We start from the raw sequence: 16,330 nt of genomic DNA, 5'->3' as shown, positions 1-16,330 counted from the left end.
TGTTCAAAAATTGTGAACAAGTGCAGAGGAGCCGTTTTTGCTTATTTCGCGAGGGTTACCGTGGCAGGAGAAGCCTGTTCGAAGGCCCGCTCAAGGATTTCGAGGTTGGTCAGAACGTCAGATTCCTTGACGTAATTCGCCGTGCCGTTTGTGAGGGTCTCAAATAGCGCATCATAGACGCGGCCATAGTCGCCGGTTTCCGGCTTCAGCGTTTCTTTGACCGTCACGCCCTCGTCGTTCACATACTCCAGCACGCCCACGGAATCGTCCTCCGCAAAGCCAGGTTCACCGGGCATGATATTGGCCTTCAGGCTGGTCTCCTGCTGGTCGATACCGTATTTGATAAACGAACCTTTAGTGCCGTGAACGATAAATTTCGGGTAATCGATCTTCACCAGGTGGCTGGTTTTGACGATGGCCTTCAGGTCGCCGTAGAACAGCTGGGCTTCGAAGGTATCGTCCGGGTTGGCTTTATTGCGCAGGCTGCGAATGTCATACGCCACGTGGTCCGGGCGGCCAAACAGGGAGATGATCTGGTCCATGGTATGCACCCCCAGACCATAGAATGAACCATCCTGCGGCAGTCCGGGTTGCGTTTCCGCCACCGGGCGGTAGTAATCGAAGTGGCTTTCTATCTCCACAATGTCGCCGAGCTTGCCGCTTTCAATCGCTTTTTTTGCCGTCAGGAAGCAGCTGTCAAAGCGACGGTTCTGATACGGCGTGACGGTCAACCCTTTACTTTTCGCCAGCGCGAACAGCGCTTTCGCTTCGGCAATAGTCGGGGTGAACGGCTTTTCTACCAGCACGTTTTTGCCCGCTTCCAGCGCGCGTTTCGCATAGTCAAAATGGCTGTCGGCGTGGGTGCAGACAACCACCAGCGTGACCTGCGGATCGTTAAGCACCTCATCGAGATCGCTGGTGAAATGGATGTGGGAGTACTGCGGAGACTGCTCCTCCGGCTTCGCGCGGCGGCGGTAGATATGGGCCACATGCCAGGTATCTTTACGGTTGAGGACATACGGCAGGTGATAGCGGGTGGTGCTTTTGCCAAATCCAATAAATGCACAGTGTAGTGTCATGGCTCAGTCCTTTTGGAAGGTTACTGAGTCTAACCATAACAAAAAAAAAGCCAGCTAAAAGCTGGCTAAAGTAATACTGGAAGCAATGTGAGCAATGTCGTGCTTTCAGGTTCCCGTAGCGGTCTTCCTGAATGCAGAGCAATAATAATCATTCTCATTCGCACTTGTCCAATACTTTTTGCAAAAAATAGCGGTTGACTCAAATTTTAAAGTCATTGATGTTGGTAGGGCCTTTTAACTGACTGAGGAACAAGGAATGAGTGAGATAGTGATACGCCACATCGAACCCAGCGATGCAGAAGCTTTACGTGACATCATGTCGCATCCTGATGTGTATCACGACACGCTACAGCTCCCTCATCCTTCTATGGAAATGTGGCACGAACGCGTTGCGACAAAACCAGGCCGGCGCCATCTCGTTGCCTGTCTGGACCAGCGCGTTATCGGGCATATGGCGCTGGACGTGATGGAAAACCCGCGTCGCAGCCATGTTGCCACATTCGGCATCAGCGTGGCTGCGGATATGCAGGGACGCGGCGTAGGCCGCAGGCTCATGAGCGAGATGATCAACCTGTGTGACAACTGGTTGCGCATTGAACGTATCGAACTGACGGTCTTTGCCGATAACCCCGCGGCTGTTGCCCTCTATAAAAATTTTGGTTTTGAAATCGAAGGGACCGGCAAGAAATTTGCCCTGCGCAACGGCGAATATGTGGACGCGTATTATATGGCGAGAATGAAGTAGTGATTTGCCGGGTGGCGGCTTCGCCTTATCCGGCCTACGTTCGTGCAGTTGTAGGCCCGGTAAGCGCAGCGCCACCGGGCAACACATCAATACCCCGCCGTCAAATCATCCACCGAACGCGGGTCTGATGCGCCAAACAGCGCTCCGTCCGGCCCCACCATAATGCTCTGGGTGCTGCCCATCGCCTCTTTCACCGCCACCTTCTGCCCACGCTGCTCAAGCAGTTTAATGGTGTCCGGGCTAAAGCCCTTCTCGACGCGCAGCTCGTCCGGCAGCCACTGGTGGTGGAAACGCGGGGCGTTAGTCGCTTCGGCGACGTTCATCCCAAAGTCGATGCTGTTCACCACCATCTGCAATACGGTGGTGATAATCCGGCTGCCGCCCGGGCTACCGGTTACCAGCCAGGTTTTGCCCTCTTTTACCACGATGGTGGGCGACATGGACGACAGCGGACGTTTCTTCGGCCCTACCGCGTTCGCATCGCCGCCGACCAGCCCGTAGACGTTCGGCACGCCCGGCTTGGCAGAGAAGTCATCCATCTCGTTGTTCAGCAGAATGCCGCTATTGCCCGCCACAATCCCGGTGCCGAAGGTGGTGTTGAGCGTATAGGTCACCGCCACCGCGTTACCGTCTTTATCCACCACCGAGAAGTGGGTGGTCTGGTTGCTTTCATACGGTGCCAGCTTGCCGGGACGGATCTCGCTCGACGGCTTGGCCTTGTTGATATCAATCTGATCGGCAATGGATTTGGCGTACGCCTTGTTGGTCAGCGCCTGCCACGGCACCTTCACGAAGTCCGGGTCGCCGAGATATTCCGAGCGGTCAGCGTAGGCGCGTTTTTCCGCTTCCGCCATTATCTGCATGGCATCCGCGCTGCCGAAGCCGAACTTGTGCATATCGAAGTTTTCGAGAATGTTGAGGATCTGCACGATGTGAATGCCCCCGGAAGACGGCGGCGGCATGGAGAAGACCTCGTACCCGCGGTAGGTGCCGCTAATCGGCTCGCGCTCCACCGCCTTGTAGTCCGCCAGATCCGCTTTGGTGATGAGCCCGCCGTTCTTCTGCATCTCTTGTGCAATCTGGTCGGCAATCGCCCCTTTGTAGAAAGCGTCCGGACCGTGCTCCGCAATCAGCTCCAGGCTTTTGGCGAGATTCTTCTGCACCAGCTTATCGCCCTTCTTCAGCGGTTCACCGTCTTTCCAGAAGATCGCCTTACTGTTTTCGTGATTCGGGATGACTTCGCTGCCGTAGGTTTTGAGGTCGTCTGCCAGGGCGTCATTCACCACAAAGCCCTCCCGCGCCAGCTTGATAGCAGGCTGCACCACCTTGTTCAGCGGCATCGTGCCGTATTTTTCCAGCGCCAGCGAGAAGCCCGCAACGGTGCCCGGCGTGCCGGAGGCCAGGTGCGAGGTCAGGGATTTTTTACTGTCCGGGTTGCCCTGGTCATCGAGGAACATGTCCCGTGACGCCTGAGAAGGCGCCATTTCACGGAAGTCGATGGCGGCGGTTTTCCCGTCTTTGGTGCGCAGCATCATAAAGCCGCCGCCGCCCAGGTTCCCCGCCTGCGGGTGCGTCACCGCCAGCGCATAGCCGACGGCGACCGCCGCATCCACCGCGTTACCGCCCTGCCTGAGAATATCGACGCCCACGCGGGTCGCTAGCGCATCCACGGATGCCACCATGCCGTGGGTTGCCCGCACGGGATGAAAGACATCTTCCTCCACGCCGTAAGAGACCGGAGGCGCCGCGGGCGGGTTGGCCGCCACGCTAAATGTACCGCCTGCCATCAGCGCGGCGAGGGCGACCCAGCGCAAAAACGTTGGTTTCATCATTATTGTTCTCCAGGTGAAGGGATCCATATTCCCCGCTTAAGCCTGGTTCACAACTCCTAAAAAATCATCGTCATGGTGAAATCAGGGTAAACTTAAGAGAGACCTCAAAAGGAGGAAATGACAATGAAACGCTTATTGATTCTTACGGCGCTGATCCCGTTTGCCGCGCTCGCACAGCCACTCAATACGATGAATAACCCTAACCAGCAGGGTTACGTTATCCCGAGCCAGCAGCGTATGCAGACCGAGATGATGAGCCAGCAACAGCAGCAAAAAGGGATGCTGAATCAGCAGCTGAGAACGCAGACCCAGATGCAGCAGCAAAGCCTGCAAAATCAGATGAACGCCAACACCCAGCGCGTGCAGCAGGGGCAGGTTCGCGAGCAGCCGCTGCCGAACAGAAACGGCGGAATGTTAGGTGGAATGACCTCGTCAGGCAGCGGACAGCAGCATATGCTGCCGCCGCAGTCGAATGGCAGTATGCTTAATCCGCAGAACTAAAGTCCGGGCCGATCAGGTCAATCGCATCGGTACAGATGCTGTCCACGCCCCAGCGCAGCAGTTCGGCCGCACGCTGGGGTTTATTGACGGTGTAAACCAGAATATGCAGTCCCGCGTCTTTTAGCATCTTCACCCGCGCCTCATCCAGCAGCTTGTGATTAAGATGAATAGAGACACACGCTAAGCGCGTCGTCAGCTCGCGCCAGTCCTCGCGCCACTCGTCCAGCAATAGCCCGCGCGGCAATTCCGGCACGGCCGCCTGCGCCGCCTCCAGGGCGTCAATTTCAAACGAGGAGAGCAGCGGCGCGGTCATCCCTTCCCACAGCTCGCGCGCGGCCAGGGCAATGACTTTGCCGGTCAGCGGCCCGGTGCCGGTGGTCGGTTTGATTTCGATATTGGCCATCATGCCGTGCTGGCGACAGCGATCGGCCACTTCCGCCAGCAGCGGCAGCGGTTCGCCTTTGAATTCGCCGCTGTACCAGCTTCCGGCGTCGACTTTCAGCAGATCGCGCCACGGCAGCTCGCCCGCCACGCCCCAGCCGTTGCTGGTGCGTTCGAGGTTATCGTCATGCAGCAGGAAAATCTCGCCGTCTTTCGACAGCTTGGCGTCGAACTCGATCATGGTGTGGCCGTAACGCGCGCCAACATCAATCGCCGCCAGGGTGTTCTCCGGCGCCAGTTTACCGCCGCCGCGGTGGGCGACGACGTGGGGATAAGGCCAGTTGCTCATACTCGTTGTCCTGTTTCACCGTCAAAAAGGTGCAGATGATTTTCCGGCAGGTGCAGCCACAGCGTGCTGCCTGCTTTCGGGCGCTCCTGATGCGCCAGACGCACTACCATCTTTTGCTCGCCCCAGCGCCCGTGCGCCAGGTTATCTGCACCCAACATCTCCAGCGTGTCCATCACCAGCGGAACGCCGCCTTCCGCCTGAGAGGTTAAACCGATATGTTCCGGGCGGATACCGAGCGTCATCTTACGCCCGGCGTAGCCACGATAGTACCAGTTGATCGGCAATGCCATCCCGCTTTCCAGCTCAAAGTGCGTGCCCGTGCTGCTGATGCGCCCTTCGAGCAGGTTCATCGCCGGGCTGCCGATAAAGCTCGCCACAAAGCGGGTGGCCGGTTTCTCGTAGACTTCCACGGGGGTACCAATCTGCTCGGCAACGCCTTTGTTCATCACCATCACGCGCTGAGCGAGGGTCATGGCCTCAACCTGATCGTGGGTAACGTACAGTGACGTGGTTTTCAGGCGACGGTGCAGCTGCTGCAGCTCAAGACGCATCTGCACGCGCAGCTTGGCGTCGAGGTTAGAGAGCGGCTCGTCGAAGAGGAATACCGCCGGATCGCGCACGATGGCGCGCCCCATCGCCACGCGCTGGCGCTGGCCGCCGGAGAGCTCGCGCGGGCGGCGCTTGAGCAGGCCGTCCAGCTCCAGAATGCGCGCCGCTTCTTTCACGCGCTCCTCAATATGGCCTTTGCCCATGCCGCGGATTTTCAGCCCCCAGGCCATGTTCTCCTCCACGCTCATGTGCGGGTAGAGAGCGTAGTTCTGGAACACCATCGCGATGCCCCTGTCTTTCGGCTCCATCTCGGTGACGCGCTGGCGGTCAATCCAGATATCCCCGGACGTTACGCGCTCCAGCCCCGCCACCATGCGCAGCAGCGTAGATTTGCCGCAGCCGGACGGGCCGACCATCACGATAAACTCCCCGTCCGCCACGTCGAGCGTGAGCGGCTGAATCACCTGGGTTTTGCCGTCCCAGCTTTTGGTTACTGCCTGAAGTTTTAAACCTGCCATCTTATTTCTCGCTATCGACCAGGCCGCGGACAAACGCGCGCTGCATGGCTAAAACAATGACTACGGGTGGGATTAGGGTGAGCAGCATCGCCGCCATCACCTGGTTCCAGAGGGTGGTGCCTTCGCCGGTGGCAATCATGCCTTTGATGCCCGCCACGGCGGTGCCGAGGTTGACGTCCTGAATAATCAGCAGCGGCCACAGATACTGGTTCCAGCCGTAGATAAAGGTGATCACAAACAGCGCCGCAAGGTTGGTTTTCGACAGCGGCAGCACGATGTCGCGGAAGAAGCGCATCGGCGACGCGCCGTCGATGCGCGCGGCTTCAATCAGCTCGTCCGGCAGGGTCATAAAGAACTGGCGGAACAGGAAGGTGGCGGTCGCCGAGGCCATCAGCGGCAGGGTTAGGCCCGCGTAGCTGTCGAGCATCTTGAGGTTGGCGATCACTTCCACCGTCGGGAAGATACGCACCTCCACCGGCAGCATCAGGGTGATAAAAATCATCCAGAAAAACAGGTTGCGCAGCGGAAAGCGGAACCAGACGATGGCGAAGGCCGAGAGCATCGACACCGTAATTTTGCCGACCGTAATGCCGAACGCCATGATGAAGCTGTTGAGCATCATCAGCCAGAACGGCGCGCTGTTGGCGCCCACGCCCTGGGTCCAGATGGTCTTCATGTTCTCGAAAAGATGCGTGCCTGGGATCAGCGTCATCGGCGTATCGAACACCGCTTTGGTGTCCAGCGTGGCGGCGACAAAGGCCACGTACAGCGGGAAGAGGATGACGATAATCCCCAGAATCAGCATGGTATGGCTGAAAATCGTCAGCCCGCGACGGTTCTCAATCATTGGTAGCGCACCTTACTTTCAACATAGCGGAACTGCACCACCGTGAGGATGATGACGAGGAACATCAGCACCACCGACTGCGCGGCGGAGGCCGAGAGATCCAGCCCGGCGAAGCCTTCGCGGTAGATCTTATAGATAAGCGTGGTGGTCGCCTGCACCGGACCACCTGCGGTGGCCGCATCGATCACCGGGAAGGTGTCGAAGAAGGCGTAGACGAGGTTAACCACCAGCAGGAAGAAGCTCACCGGGGCGATCAGCGGCAGCGACAGCCTGAAGAAGCGACGAATCGGCCCTGCCCCGTCAATGGCGGCGGCCTCCACCAGCGAACGCGGGATGGACTGCAGCGCGGCAAAGAAGAACAGGAAGTTGTAGCTGATCTGCTTCCACACCGAGGCGAATACCACCAGGAACATGGCCTGACCGCTGTTCTGGGCGTGGTTCCAGTCGTAGCCGAACTCTGCCAGGAAATGGGTAATCAACCCGCGACCGGGGTTAAACAGGAAAATCCACAGCACGGCGGCGACGGCGGGTGCCACGGCGTACGGCAGCAGCATCAGGGTCTGATACAGGCGGCTGCCGCGCACCACATAGTCCACCAGCGCGGCGAAAAACAGCGAGGCAACAAGGCCGCTGACGGTGACCAGCGCGCTGAACCTGATCGTCGTCCAGAAGGCGTCCAGGTAGTAGCTGTCATGGAACAGCGCGGTAAAATTGTCCAGCCCGACAAACTGGCTGGAGAGCCCAAACGGATCGACGCTTTGTACCGAGTACCACAGCGCTTCGCCCGCAGGCCAGATAAAGAAGATAACGGTGATGACCAGCTGAGGCGCGACCAGCAGGTACGGCAGCCAGCGGGAACGGAACACCGGACGGGATGATGACATTGAGATTGGGTTCCTGAGCAATGCCGGGTGGCGGCTACGCCTTACCCGGCCTACATGGGGCACATCGTAGGCCCGGTAAGCGCAGCGCCACCGGGCGAATCACGGATTACGATTTCGTCGACTGCTCAAAGCGGCGCAGCAGCTGATTCCCGCGCTCTACCGCGGAATCCAGCGCCTGCTGTGGCGTTTTCTTCCCGGTCCAGACGCTTTCCAGCTCTTCATCCACGATGGTGCGGATCTGCGGCATGTTGCCCAGACGCAGGCCTTTGGTGAACGGCAACGGCGGCTTGTTCAGCATCTGACGCGTCGCGATATCCGCGCCCGGGTTCTTGCTGTAGAAGCCCTGCTCGCGGGTCAGGTCATACGCGGCTTTGGTGATCGGCAGGTAGCCGGTCTTCTGGTGCCATTCGGCGGCGTTTTCCGGCTTCGCCAGGAAGTCAAGGAACTCGGCCACGCCTTTGTAGGTGCCCTTGTCTTTACCCTGCATCACCCACAGGCTCGCCCCGCCGATGATGGCGTTCTGCGGCGCGCCCTTCACGTCGGCATCGTACGGCATCATGCCCACGCCGTAGTTGAATTTGGCGTAGTGACGAATATCCGCCAGCGAGCCGGACGAGGCGGTGGTAATGGCGCAGTCGCCGTTGTAGAACTTCTCGGTGGATTCGTCTTTACGCCCGAAGTAGCTGAAGTCACCCTTCTTGTTGAGTTCTTCCAGCAGCGCGATGTGCTTCACCTGCTCCGGCTTGTTGAACTCCAGTACCGCGTCGGTGCCGTCGAAGCCGTTGTTTTTGGTCGCCACCGGCAGGCCGTGCCAGGCGCTGAAGTTTTCGATCTGGATCCAGCCCTGCCAGCCGCTGGCGTAGCCGCACTTCATTCCCGCCGCTTTCAGCTTCGCGGTGTATTCGGCCAGGTCCTGCCAGGTTTTTGGCGGCTGCTCCGGGTCTAAACCGGCTTTCTTGAAGGCGTCTTTGTTGTAGTACAGCACCGGCGTGGAGCTGTTAAACGGCTGAGACAGCAGATGTCCGGTTTTGGAATCGGTGTAGTAACCCGCTACGGTTGGCACGAACTGGGATTCATCGAAGTTAATACCCGCTTCTTTGAACACTTCATAGACCGGCTTGATGGCTTTGGAGGCCATCATGGTGGCGGTGCCCACTTCATAAACCTGTAACAGTGCAGGCGCGTTGCCGGTACGGAAGGCGGCGATGCCCGCGCTCAGGCTCTGCTCGTAGTTGCCTTTGTACACCGGCACAATTTTGTAATCCGGATGGGTGTCGTTGAAACGCTGCGCCAGGGAGTCAACTTCTTTACCCAACTCCCCTTCCATGGAATGCCAGAACGGAATGGTCGTCACAGCCATTGCATTCGTCGCAAAAGCCAGACCCAGTGCCAGACCCAAAGCTGTGTGTCGTAACGATGTCATTGTCATCTCTCTTATTGTGCCGGATGCGCGATATCACGCGTTTTATGCTCGCGAGGTAACATGACATGCTCGAATGACAGAAAAATAACTGTTTGTTTACAGATAAGTGACAGCAAAGGGTCAGGGGGATGATGGTTGTGTGAAGGGGTGTAGTGGTTAAAAAAGCCGGGTGGCGGCCACGCCTTACCCGGCCTGGTCGATCCCTGTAGGCCCGGTAAGCGCAGCGCCACCGGGCGATACAGACGGCTCAGCCGCCCAGGTAAGCGCTCCGCACCGCTTCGTTCGCCAGCAGCGCGTCGCCGGTGTCTTCCAGCACCACGCGGCCGTTCTCCAGCACGTAGCCACGGTCAGCCAGCTTCAGCGCCTGGTTGGCGTTCTGCTCAACGAGGAAGATGGTCATCCCCTCTTTACGCAGCTGCTCAATGGTGTCGAAAATCTGCTGGATGATGATCGGCGCCAGGCCGAGCGACGGCTCATCCAGCAGCAGCAGGCGCGGCTGGCTCATCAGCGCGCGGCCGATCGCCAGCATCTGCTGTTCACCGCCTGACATGGTGCCTGCACGCTGGATGCGACGCTCCCACAGGCGCGGGAAGAGTTCGTACACCCACTTGATGCGGGTCTGGTATTCATCGCGGTGGGCGAAGAAGCCGCCCATCGCCAGGTTCTCTTCCACCGTCATACGCGAGAACACGCGACGCCCTTCCGGAACAATCGCCACCGCCTCGCGCATGATTCTGGCGGTCTGCCAGTCGGTAATGTCTTTGCCGTCAAACACAATCCGCCCGCTGGTGGCGCGCGGGTCACCGCACAGGGTGCCGAGCAGCGTGGTCTTACCCGCGCCATTGGCGCCAATCAGGGTGACGATTTCACCCTGGTTGATATGCAGGCTGACGTCGTGCAGCGCCTGGATCTTGCCGTAGTGCGCATTGACCTTGTCGAACGTTAACATCGCTTTTTCCATCTTATGCCTCACCCAGGTATGCGCGGATCACGTCCGGGTTGTTGCGGATCTCTTCCGGCGTGCCGTTTGCCAGCGGCGTACCCTGGTTAACCACGTAGATACGGTCGGAAATGCCCATCACCAGCTTCATGTCGTGCTCAATCAGCAGAATGGTGGTGTCGTGGTGATCGCGCAGTTCGGCAATCAGCTCGTCCAGCTCTTTGGTCTCTTTCGGGTTGAGGCCCGCCGCCGGTTCGTCGAGCATGAGGATTTCCGGCTGCGTCACCATGCAGCGCACAATTTCCAGGCGACGCTGGTCGCCGTAGGCCAGGTTGCTCGCCTGACGGTTGGCGTGCTGCAGCAGGCCAATGCGGTCGAGCCAGGTGGCGGCGCGATCGAGCGCTTCATCCTGGGCGCGGCGGAAGGCCGGGGTTTTCAGCAGGCCGGAGAACAGCCCGGTTTTCAGCTGCTGATGCTGCGCCACCAGCAGGTTCTCAATCACCGTCATCTCGCGGAACAGACGCACGTGCTGGAAGGTACGCACTACGCCCATGCGGGCAATCTGCTGGCCCGGCAGCCCTTCAAGATGCTGATCGCGCAGCATGATGGTGCCGCCCGTCGGCTTGTAGAAGCCGGTCAGGCAGTTAAAGACCGTGGTTTTCCCCGCGCCGTTCGGGCCAATCAGGGAGACAATCTCTTTCTTGTGCAGATCCAGATTCACGTTGTTGACCGCCAGCAGGCCGCCAAAACGCATCATCAGACCGTTAACGGATAATAATGGCTGACTCATGCCTGCTCTCCTTTCGCTTGCCCGTTCTTCAGCTTCAGCTGTGGACGGGTCATCGGCAGCAAGCCCTGCGGACGCCAGATCATCATCAGCACCATCAAACCACCCAGCATTAACATGCTGTATTCGTTAAAGTCGCGCATCAGCTCGCGCGAGACCACCAGCAGGATGGCCGCCAGGATAACGGCGAACTGCGAGCCCATCCCGCCCAGCACCACAATCGCCAGCACAAAGGCGGATTCGGCAAAGGTGAACGATTCCGGGCTGACGAAGCCCTGACGCGCGGCAAACAGCGTTCCGGCGAAACCGGCAAACGCGGCGCTGATGGTGAACGCGGTCAGCTTGATGCGGGTCGGGTTCAGGCCCAGGGAGCGGCAGGCGATCTCATCTTCGCGCAGCGCTTCCCACGCGCGGCCCAGCGGCATGCGCAGCAGGCGGTTAATCACGAACAGGGTGATGACCACCAGCAGCAGCGCCACCAGATAGAGCCAGATGACGCGGTCGGACGGGTCATACTTCACGCCGAAGAAGTTACTGAAGGTGTCCCAGCCGCCTTCGCGGGCGGTGCGGCTGAACTCCAGGCCGAAGAAGGTTGGTTTCGGGATCTGGCTGATGCCGTTCGGGCCGCCGGTCACTTCGGTGTTGTTCAGCAGCAGGATACGGACGATTTCACCGAAGCCTAAGGTCACAATCGCCAGGTAGTCACCGCGCAGGCGCAGCACCGGGAAACCGAGCAGGAAGCCTGCGGCGGCAGAGACCAGCCCTGCCAGCGGCAGGCAGGTCCAGAAGCCGAGCCCGTAATAGTGGTTCAGCAGCGCGAAGGTGTAGGCGCCGATGGCGTAGAAGCCGCCGTAGCCCAGCACCAGCAGGCCTGAGAGCCCCACCACCACGTTCAGACCGAGACCGAGGATCACGTAGATCATGGTCAGGGTAGCGATATCCACGGTTCCACGAGACACCACGAACGGCCACGCCACGGCAGCCACCAGCAGCGCCACGAGGAACAGCTTCTGCTTAACGGTAGACCCGTCGATGGCCGGCAGGACGAATTTCGGCCCGGAGACGTTTTTCAGCGACTTCTGGAACAGCGGACGCAGCAGCTGGAACAGGAACACCACGGCGGTACCGATAAACACCCACTGCCAGCGGATGTCGGGGGCGGTATCCACCACCAGTTTGGTGCCATTCAGCTCAAGCTGGACGCCCATAAAGACGCCCGCCAGCACGAAGAACATGGCGGCAGAGAGCAGCGCCATTGCAAAATGCATCGGTTTCATACTTTCTCTACCTCCGGACGGCCCAGAATACCGGTAGGCATGACCAGCAGAACCAGAATCAGCAGGGCAAACGACACCACGTCTTTATATTCCGTGCTCAGATACGCCGAAGAGAGCGCTTCCGCCACGCCCAGGATCAGGCCGCCAATCATCGCGCCCGGAATACTGCCGATACCGCCCAGCACCGCCGCGGTAAAAGCTTTCATCCCGGCCATAAAGCCGATGTACGGGTTGATCACGCCGTAGAACTGGCCGAGCAGCACGCCTGCGACGGCAGCCATCGCGGCGCCAATCACGAAGGTCAGGGCAATCACGCGGTCGGTGTTGATGCCGAGCAGGCTCGCCATCTTCAGGTCTTCTGCGCAGGCGCGGCAGGCGCGTCCCATCCGCGAGTAGCGGATGAACAGCGTCAGGGCCAGCATCGCAATAAAGGTCACGACCCAGATAACCAGCTGCATGGTAGTGATAGAGGCCGTGAAGTTTTCGCTGGCTCCCACAATCCACTGGCCGTTAAACAGGCTTGGCAGCGCCACGTCGCGCGAGCCTTCGGTCAGGCTGACGTAGTTTTGCAGGAAGATCGACATCCCGATGGCGGAAATCAGCGCAATCAGACGCTTGGAGCTGCGCACCGGCCGGTAGGCCACGCGCTCGATGCTCCAGCCGTAGGCGCTGGCAATCACAATCGCGCCGACAAACCCGGCGGCGACCAACAGCCAGCTGCTGTCGATGCCCATCATCATCAGGGCGGCGATAATCATAAAGGAGACATAGCTACCGATCATGTAGACCTCGCCGTGGGCGAAGTTGATCATGCCGATAATGCCGTAAACCATCGTATAGCCGATGGCGATCAGCGCGTAGGTGCTTCCCAGCGTGACGCCGTTAAACATCTGCTGCAGGAAATAGAGAAACTGCTCGGACATATGCAAACCTTTTTATACCCGCCCGTCATGCCGGGCGGTGGGATAATTATTTGGCGGCCGAAGACGAACCGTCGGCGTGCCACTTAAAGACACCAAACTCAAATCCCTTCAGATCGCCTTTCTCATCCCAGTTCAGCGGCCCAATCACGGTGTTCGCCCCGTGTGCTTTTAAATCTTTCACCAGATCCAGCGGTTCTTTGCTGCCGGTACGATCCAGCGCGGTGGCCAGAGACTGTACGGCGGCATAGGTGATCCAGACGTACGGACCACTCGGATCTTTCTTCTGCGCCTTGAGCGCATCCACGATAGCCTTGTTGGCCGGATCCTGGTCATAGCGTTTTGGCATCGTCACCAGCATGCCTTCGGCTGAATCCCCGGCGATGTTGGACAGGGAGGCATTGCCCACGCCCTCTGGCCCCATAAACTGAGTTTTCAGACCGGTGGCGCGCGCCTGACGCAGCATCTGCCCCATCTCCGGGTAGTAGCCGCCGTAGTAAACAAAGTCGATATTCTCTTTTTGCAGACGGGCGATCAGCGCGGAGAAGTCTTTCTCACCGGCGGTAATGCCGTCGAAGAAGACGATGTTCGCGCCGCCTTTTTTCAGGCCGTCCTGAACGGAGCGCGCCAGGCCTTCGCCGTACTGCTGCTTGTCATGAATAATGGCGATACGCTGCGGCTTGACGGTTTCAAGGATGTATTTGGCGGCGGTAGGCCCCTGAGAGGAGTCCAGACCGGCGGTGCGCATGATGTGCTGGTAGCCGCGCTGGGTCAGCTCAGGGTTAGTGGCGCCAGGGGTGATCATCAGAATGCCTTCGTCTTCGTAGATGTCAGACGCGGGCTGGGTGGACGATGAGCACAGGTGGCCGATCACATACTGGATGCCATCGTTGACGATTTTGTTGGCGACCGCGACGGCCTGTTTCGGATCGCAGGCGTCGTCATATTCCACGCCCACCAGCTTGTCGCCTTTGATGCCGCCCTTAGCGTTGATGTCTTTGATGGCCTGGCGCGCACCGTTGAACTCCATGTCACCCCACTGGGCAACAGGGCCGGACATCGCACCCACTACCGCAACTTTTATGTCTTCCGCCATGGCGGCATGCGAGATCGACAGTGCGACCATCCCCGCGATTAACGTCTTCGCGTTCCTTTTCATCTCTGAATCCCCATTCGTGATGTCGTGTTTATATTTTGTTTTATTATGGTTAAAAAGCATTCTGTACTTTTAATGAACAACGCTATTTTTACCAGTGCCTTTAATGGTTTGGCGCAGGTTTTTGTCAAAAACCAGACTAAAATCTCTATTTTTCAGGCGATTAAGCAAAGATAATATTCTGAAATCAGGCAGAGATAAACAAATAAAAGTGCAGTTTGCAGCATAAAATAACGGTACAAAGCGCCGAATAAATCACTGCCATTCAGGTTAAAATCCTGCTTATTTTTCGATCCATGTGTTTTCAAACTGCCCAATGCGCTGCCAAAAAACTAATCACCTGGCAAACGGCGATAAAAAGAGGAAGCCGCTGAGCGAATAAATTGAGTACACTGCCTCTACTCAATTTGATTTGGACAAGCAGCTAATGAAACTGACTATCGTGCGTCTGGTGACCTTTAGCGACCAGGATCATATCGACCTGGGCAAGATCTGGCCGGAATATTCCCCTTCGTCGCTGGCCGTCGACGAAAATCACCGTATCTATGCCGCGCGCTTTAACGAGCGTCTTCTGGCCGCCGTTCGCGTAACGCTGAGCGGCACGGAAGGGGCGCTGGACTCGCTGCGCGTGCGTGACGTGACCCGCCGTCGCGGCGTGGGGCAGTATTTAATTGAAGAAGTGCTCCGCGAAAACCCGGGCGTGACCTCATGGTGGATGGCCGACGTGGGCGTGGAAGACCGCGGCGTGATGGCGGCGTTTATGCAGGCGTTAGGGTTTACGGCGCAGGAGAGCGGGTGGGAGAAGCGCTAAAAGAAAGCCGGGTGGCGGCTACGCCTTGCCCGGCCTACAATTTCTACCGCATTTTCGCAAGCATTTCGTGTTGCAGGAAGGCGGCAAGTTATGAAATCCCCGGGAGCTTACATAAGTAAGTGCCCGGGGTTGAATAACGCAGCCAACGCACCTGCGGCGCGAAAGGCGACGGGAAAATTATTTGGCGTCTGTCGCCGTGCCGTTAGCATGCCAGTCAAACACGCCGAACTCGAAGCCCTTCAGGTCGCCCTTCGTGTCCCAGGAGAGAGGCCCCATAACGGTTTCAACGGTGTTTGCTTTCAGCCAGGTGGCAATCTCAGCCGGATCGGCTGACTGGTTCAGGCCCGCCTGCAGCGACTGCAGCGCCGCGTAGGTGGTCCAGACGAACGCGCCGCTTGGATCCTGTTTCTTCGCCTTGATGGCATCTACGATAGGTTTGTTCGCAGGGACCTGGTCGTAGTTCTTCGGTTTGGTCACCAGCAGGCCTTCGGCGGATTCACCCGCGATGTTAGACAGAGAAACGTTCGCCACCCCTTCCGGGCCCATGAACTGGGTTTTGAGGCCGGCCGCGCGCGCCTGGCGCAGGATCTGGCCCATTTCCGGGTGGTAGCCGCCGTAGTAAACAAAGTCGATATTCTCTTTCTTCAGACGCGCAACCAGCGTGGAGAAGTCTTTCTCACCGGCGGTGATCCCGTCGAAGAACACCACGTCGGCATTGGCTTTCTTGAGGTTGTCCTGCACTGAACGCGCCAGACCTTCACCGTACTGCTGCTTGTCATGAACAATGGCAATGCGTTTCGGCTTCACTTTTTCAACGATGTATTTCGCCGCGGTTGGGCCCTGGTCAGAGTCCAGACCGGTGGTGCGCAGGGTCAGCTTGTAACCGCGTGCGGTCAGCTCTGGTGCGGTCGCCGCCGGGGTGATCATCAGAATACCTTCGTCTTCGTAGATGTCAGACGCCGGCTGGGTAGAGGAAGAGCACAGGTGACCGATAACGTATTTGATCCCGTCGTTCACCACTTTGTTCGCGACCGCGACCGCCTGTTTCGGGTCACAGGCATCATCATATTTTACGATCTGCAGTTTTTCGCCCTTGATACCGCCCTTAGCGTTAATGTCTGCAACCGCCTGTTCTGCGCCAGTAAACTCCTGGTCGCCGTACTGCGCTACCGGACCGGACATGGCGCCAACCACAGCCACTTTGATGTCTGCCTGCGCCATGGTGCTGAATGCCAACGCGATACATCCTGCCAGTAACGCTTTACCCTTCATGTTCATCCTGAGATTCCCCATTATTATGGTTATTACGATTGTTGTGATGTTGTTGTGCA

Annotated in this window: 16 protein-coding genes; 3 read left to right on the top strand and 13 right to left on the bottom strand. The window is 58.3% G+C overall.

The annotated features are described in order from the left end of the window. Positions 1-41 precede the first annotated feature (41 nt). Positions 42-1,079 carry an oxidoreductase gene (locus LLF79_RS20080; RefSeq protein WP_227880262.1) on the bottom strand — a complete coding sequence of 346 codons (1,038 nt, stop codon included), beginning with the start codon at positions 1,077-1,079 and terminating at the stop codon, positions 42-44. A gap of 256 nt (positions 1,080-1,335) precedes the next feature. On the opposite strand from LLF79_RS20080, the gene yhhY reads away from it, so the two are divergent. Next, positions 1,336-1,824: an N-acetyltransferase gene (gene yhhY, locus LLF79_RS20075; RefSeq protein ID WP_021242744.1), complete on the top strand. Its 489-nt coding sequence runs from the start codon at positions 1,336-1,338 to the stop codon at positions 1,822-1,824. A gap of 86 nt (positions 1,825-1,910) precedes the next feature. On the opposite strand, the gene ggt is transcribed toward yhhY, so the two are convergent. After that, positions 1,911-3,656, bottom strand: coding sequence for a gamma-glutamyltransferase (gene ggt / locus LLF79_RS20070; protein ID WP_227880258.1), 1,746 nt, complete (start codon positions 3,654-3,656; stop codon positions 1,911-1,913). Positions 3,657-3,779: 123 nt separating this feature from the next. Between ggt and LLF79_RS20065 the strand changes: the two genes are divergently transcribed. After that, the gene (locus LLF79_RS20065; RefSeq protein ID WP_021242742.1) at positions 3,780-4,157 is read left to right on the top strand and encodes a DUF2756 family protein; all 378 of its coding nucleotides are present in this window, start codon (positions 3,780-3,782) and stop codon (positions 4,155-4,157) included. Here the strand turns inward: LLF79_RS20065 and ugpQ are convergent. The 10 genes from ugpQ to livK all read right to left on the bottom strand — a co-directional run bounded on the left by ugpQ (position 4,141) and on the right by livK (position 14,191). Next, positions 4,141-4,887, bottom strand: a complete 747-nt coding sequence (gene ugpQ, locus LLF79_RS20060; protein ID WP_021242741.1) for a glycerophosphodiester phosphodiesterase — start codon at positions 4,885-4,887, stop codon at positions 4,141-4,143. The genes LLF79_RS20065 and ugpQ overlap by 17 nt on opposite strands. After that, a complete protein-coding gene (locus tag LLF79_RS20055; RefSeq protein ID WP_008503354.1) occupies positions 4,884-5,954 on the bottom strand; it encodes a sn-glycerol-3-phosphate import ATP-binding protein UgpC in 1,071 nt (356 codons plus the stop codon). Before LLF79_RS20055 ends, ugpQ begins: the two co-directional genes overlap by 4 nt. A 1-nt stretch (position 5,955) precedes the next feature. Continuing rightward, positions 5,956-6,801, bottom strand: a complete 846-nt coding sequence (gene ugpE, locus LLF79_RS20050; RefSeq protein WP_013099125.1) for a sn-glycerol-3-phosphate ABC transporter permease UgpE — start codon at positions 6,799-6,801, stop codon at positions 5,956-5,958. Next, complete coding sequence (gene ugpA, locus LLF79_RS20045) at positions 6,798-7,685, bottom strand: sn-glycerol-3-phosphate ABC transporter permease UgpA (RefSeq protein ID WP_008503352.1); 888 nt, start codon at positions 7,683-7,685, stop codon at positions 6,798-6,800. The genes ugpE and ugpA overlap by 4 nt, the downstream gene beginning before the upstream one ends. A 106-nt stretch (positions 7,686-7,791) precedes the next feature. Beyond that, positions 7,792-9,108 (bottom strand): sn-glycerol-3-phosphate ABC transporter substrate-binding protein UgpB, encoded by a 1,317-nt coding sequence (gene ugpB / locus LLF79_RS20040; RefSeq protein WP_021242738.1) that lies wholly within the window; start codon positions 9,106-9,108, stop codon positions 7,792-7,794. A 247-nt stretch (positions 9,109-9,355) separates the two neighbouring features. Next, positions 9,356-10,069, bottom strand: a complete 714-nt coding sequence (gene livF / locus LLF79_RS20035) for a high-affinity branched-chain amino acid ABC transporter ATP-binding protein LivF (RefSeq protein WP_008500102.1) — start codon at positions 10,067-10,069, stop codon at positions 9,356-9,358. A gap of 1 nt (position 10,070) precedes the next feature. Continuing rightward, positions 10,071-10,838 carry a high-affinity branched-chain amino acid ABC transporter ATP-binding protein LivG gene (gene livG, locus LLF79_RS20030; protein ID WP_008500101.1) on the bottom strand — a complete coding sequence of 256 codons (768 nt, stop codon included), beginning with the start codon at positions 10,836-10,838 and terminating at the stop codon, positions 10,071-10,073. After that, a complete protein-coding gene (gene livM / locus LLF79_RS20025; RefSeq protein WP_008500100.1) occupies positions 10,835-12,112 on the bottom strand; it encodes a branched chain amino acid ABC transporter permease LivM in 1,278 nt (425 codons plus the stop codon). Before livM ends, livG begins: the two co-directional genes overlap by 4 nt. Then, positions 12,109-13,035 (bottom strand): high-affinity branched-chain amino acid ABC transporter permease LivH, encoded by a 927-nt coding sequence (livH, locus tag LLF79_RS20020; protein ID WP_095443184.1) that lies wholly within the window; start codon positions 13,033-13,035, stop codon positions 12,109-12,111. Before livH ends, livM begins: the two co-directional genes overlap by 4 nt. 46 nt (positions 13,036-13,081) lie before the next feature. After that, positions 13,082-14,191: a high-affinity branched-chain amino acid ABC transporter substrate-binding protein LivK gene (gene livK / locus LLF79_RS20015; protein ID WP_008500098.1), complete on the bottom strand. Its 1,110-nt coding sequence runs from the start codon at positions 14,189-14,191 to the stop codon at positions 13,082-13,084. Positions 14,192-14,615: 424 nt separating this feature from the next. Here livK and panM point away from each other — a divergent pair, with 424 nt between their 5' ends. Then, on the top strand, positions 14,616-14,999 hold the full coding sequence (panM, locus tag LLF79_RS20010; RefSeq protein ID WP_008500097.1) for an aspartate 1-decarboxylase autocleavage activator PanM: 384 nt from the start codon (positions 14,616-14,618) through the stop codon (positions 14,997-14,999). Between the two features lie 177 nt (positions 15,000-15,176). Here panM and livJ read toward each other — a convergent pair whose 3' ends face one another. Next, positions 15,177-16,277 (bottom strand): branched chain amino acid ABC transporter substrate-binding protein LivJ, encoded by a 1,101-nt coding sequence (livJ, locus tag LLF79_RS20005; RefSeq protein WP_021242735.1) that lies wholly within the window; start codon positions 16,275-16,277, stop codon positions 15,177-15,179. Between the last annotated feature and the right edge of the window lie 53 nt (positions 16,278-16,330).

Origin of the sequence: Enterobacter cloacae complex sp. 2021EL-01169, assembly GCF_020733125.1 — a bacterium.
GTDB classification, from domain to species: Bacteria; Pseudomonadota; Gammaproteobacteria; order Enterobacterales; family Enterobacteriaceae; genus Enterobacter; species Enterobacter roggenkampii.
This window is presented reverse-complemented; position numbering and strand designations above follow the sequence as displayed.